Origin of the sequence: Myxococcus sp. RHSTA-1-4 (assembly GCF_020037125.1) — a bacterium.
Lineage (GTDB): Bacteria > Myxococcota > Myxococcia > Myxococcales > Myxococcaceae > Myxococcus.
The window spans coordinates 1-3768 of sequence record NZ_JAIQDG010000088.1 but is presented as its reverse complement, the minus strand read 5'-3'; the positions used below and the strand labels follow the sequence as shown (position 1 = coordinate 3768).

Here is a 3768-nt window from a genome sequence, read left to right as displayed (position 1 = left end):
TGGAGTGCCGAGGAGGCGCCACCCACGGACTCGATGCGGGAGGCGAGCGCGGCGACGGTGGGGGCCTCGAAGAGGGCACGTAGGGGCAGCTCCACGCCCAGCGCGGAGCGGATGCGGGAGATGACCTGGGTGGCGAGCAGCGAGTGGCCACCCATCTCGAAGAAGCTGTCGGTGACGCTCACCTGGGGCAGCCGCAGGATGTTGGCGAACAGCTCCGCCAGCTTCTCCTCCAGTGGGGTGCGAGGGAGCGTGAAGGGCTGGTCTCCCCGCAGGCTCGCCGCGTCGGGGGCGGGCAGCAGGTTGCGCGCCAGCTTTCCGCTGGGGGTCAGCGGCAGGGCCTCCAGCATGACGAAGGCGGAGGGCACGATGTACTCGGGCAGGCGCTGCTGCAGGAAGGCGCGCAGGTCCTCCGCGTCCGGCGCCGGGGCTTCGCCGCCGGGGCTGGCCACCGGCACCACGTACGCCACCAGGCGCTTGTCTCCGGGGACGACCTCCCGCACCACGGCGGCCGTGTCGCGCACACCGGGGGCGGCGCGGAGGACGGACTCCACCTCGCCCAGCTCCACGCGGAAGCCGCGGACCTTCACCTGTCCGTCGAGGCGGCCCAGGAACTCCAGCGTGCCGTCCGTCTTCCACTTCGCCGCGTCACCGGTGCGGTACAGCCGCGCCCCGGGCTCGGCGCTGAACGGGTTGGGCACGAAGGCCTTCGCCGTCAGGTCCGGGCGGTCCAGGTAGCCGTGCGCCAGGTGCGTGCCGCCGACGTACACCTCTCCCACCACGCCCACCGGGCAGGGCTGCGCGTACGCGTCCAGCACGTACAGTTGCGTGTGCGCCAGCGGCGAGCCGATGCACGGCAGCCGCGGCCACGTGGACGGAGGGCCTTGCAGGCGGTACGCGGAGACGACGTGCGCCTCCGACGGGCCGTACTGGTTCTCCAGCACGCACCCGGGCAGCTTCTCGAAGAAGGCCACCAGCGCTGGTGTCACCTGGAGTTGCTCGCCCGCCGTCACCACCTCGACGAGCGCGCGCGGCGGCGTGGCGCCGTGCGCGACCGCGTCCGCCATGGCCTGGAGCGCGACGAATGGCAGGAACAGCCGCTCCACGGCGTGCCGGTCCATGAACTCCAGCAGCGCGGGGATGTCCTGGCGCAAGCCGCCCGTGGGCAGTAGCACCGTGCCGCCCATCCACCAGGTGCTGAACAGCTCCTGGAAGGACACGTCGAAGTTGAGCGACGCGAACTGCAAGGTGACGCCCGACGGGTTCACCGAGCGCGGGTTCTGCCATGCCAGCAGGTAGCTCACCGCCCCGTGGGGCATGACGATGCCCTTCGGACGGCCCGTGCTGCCGGAGGTGTAGATGAAGTAGCAGATGGCCTCGGGCGGGACGTCCCGGTCCGGCGCATGGGAGGGCTGGCGCGCGAGGGTGTCCGTCAGGGTGTCCACGCACACGCGGCGCGAGCGCAGGTCCTCCGGCAGCGCGGACAGCAGGTAGGACTGCGTGAGGACCACCGGGGCCTTCGCGTCCTCCAGCATGAAGGCCAGCCGCTCGGCCGGGTAGTGGGGGTCCAGCGGCAGGTAGGCGGCGCCGGCCTTGAGCGTGGCCAGCACGGCGACCGTCATGTCCAGGCTCTTGTCCAGGCACAGCCCGACGGTGCCGCCCGGGGGCACACCGAGCTCGATGAGGTGGTGCGCCATCTGGTTGGCGCGCGCCTCCAGCTCCGCGTAGGTGAGCGAGCGCGTGCCGTCGCTGACGGCCACCGCGTGCGGCGTGCGCGCGGCCTGGGCCTCCACGGGGCGGTGCACCAGCACGGGCGTGTGCGGCTCGCGCGAGGTGTCATTGAAGCCCGCCAGGATGTGGTGCCGCTCCTCCTCTCCGAGCAGCGGCAGGCTCCAGAGGGGCTGGCTCGCGTCGGCCACCACGGCCGTCAGCAGCCGGACCAGGTGGCCGCCCATTCGCCGCACCGTCTCCGCGTCGAAGAGGTCGGTGTTGAACTCGAGCACGCCGGAGATGTCGTCCCCGAAGTCACCGAGCAGCAGCGACAGGTCGAACTTGGCCGTCCCGCTGTCCACGTCCAGCGGGCGCACCGTGCTCGCGCCGCCCTCCCTGGCCGGCTGGCGCGGCGTGTTCTGCAGGGCCAGCATCACCTGGAACAGCGGCGAGCGGCTGAGGTCGCGCTCCGGCTTCAGCTCGTCCACCAGCTTCTCGAAGGGGACGTCCTGGTGGGCGTATGCGCCGAGCGTCGTCTCCTTCACCTGGGCGAGCAGCTCCCGGAAGCGCATCCGGGGGGCCAGCCGTCCGCGCAGGGCCAGCGTGTTGACGAAGAAGCCGACGAGGCCTTCCAGCTCGGTCCGCTGCCGGTTGGCGATGGGCGAGCCCACGACGATGTCGTCCTGCCCGGAGTACCGCGACAGCAGCACCTGGAAGGCGGACAGCAGGGCCATGAAGGGCGTGACGCCCTCGCGCTCGCACAGGGCGTGGAGCGCGGCGGTGAGCTCCTGGCCCAGGCGCACCGGGACGGCGGCGCCATGGTCCGTCTGCACGGGCGGGCGCGGCCGGTCGGTGGGCAGCTCCAGCGCATGCGGCACGCCCGCGAGCTGGTTCCGCCACCATGCCACCTGCCGCTCCAGCGCGTCGTCCTTCAGCCAGCCGCGCTGCCAGGTCGCGTAGTCGGCGTACTGGAGCGCCAGCGGCGGCAGCGGAGACGGCAGGCCCCGCGCGAAGGCCGGGTAGAGCGTGCCCACCTCCCGCATGAGGATGCCGTTGGACCAGCCGTCCGAGACGATGTGGTGGACGGTGACCAGCAGCACGTGGCGCTGCTCCGTCAGCCGCACCAGGGTGGCGCGCAGCAGCGGGGCCCGCGTCAGGTCGAAGGGCTTCTGCGCCTCCGCGAAGGCCAGGCGCCGGGCCTCCGCGTCGCGCTGGGACTCGGGCACCTCGCCCAGGTCCACCAGCGGCAGCGCCAGCTCCACGTCCGGATGGACGACCTGCACGGCCTCTCCATCCTCCTGGCCATGGAAGCTGGTGCGCAGCGCCTCGTGGCGGCGGACGAGCTCCTGGAGCGCGCGCGTGAGGGCTTCCCTGTGCAGCTCGCCGTCAATCCGCACGGCGAAGGGAATGTTGTAGAAGGCGCTGCCCGGCTGGAGCCTGTCGAGGAACCACAGTCGCTGCTGGGCGAAGGACAGCGGCAGTGGGCCGGTGCGCGGCACGGGCACCAGCGGAGGGACCTGCTCGCCCGCCGCGGGCCGCGCGGACTCCACCCGGAGCGCGAGCGCGGCGATGGTGGGTGCTTCGAAGAGGGCGCGCACGGGCAGCTCCACCTCGAAGGCCCGGCGCACGCGGGACACCACCTGCGTGGCCATGAGCGAGTGGCCACCCAGGGCGAAGAAGTCTTCCTGGATGCTCACCCGCTCCAGATGGAGCACCTCGGCCCAGATGGCCGCGAGCTTCTCCTCGGTGGCCGTGCGGGGGGCCACGTAGCCGGCGCCGGCCTCGGGCGCCGTACCGGGCGCGGGCAGGGCGTTGCGGTCGACCTTGCCGTGGGTGTTGAGGGGCAGCGCCTCCAGGAAGACGAAGGCGGAGGGCACCATGTACTCGGGCAGGGAGCGCAGGAGGGAGGTGCGAAGGGAGGCGGTGTCGATGGGGGAGGCCGCGTCGGTGACGAGGTAGGCGATGAGGCGCGGGCTGCCCGGGGCGTCCTCGCGAGCGAGCACGACGGCGCGTCGGACGCCGGGGAGGGCCTCCAGGGCGGACTCGATTTCGCCCAGCTCG

Annotated in this window: 1 protein-coding gene; it reads right to left on the bottom strand. The window is 72.6% G+C overall.

Going from position 1 to position 3768, the window contains the following annotated elements; all coding sequences use genetic code 11:
- Nucleotides 1–3768, bottom strand: a 3768-nt coding sequence (locus K8638_RS43955) for a non-ribosomal peptide synthetase (protein WP_223760770.1), incomplete at both ends; no start/stop codon positions are given.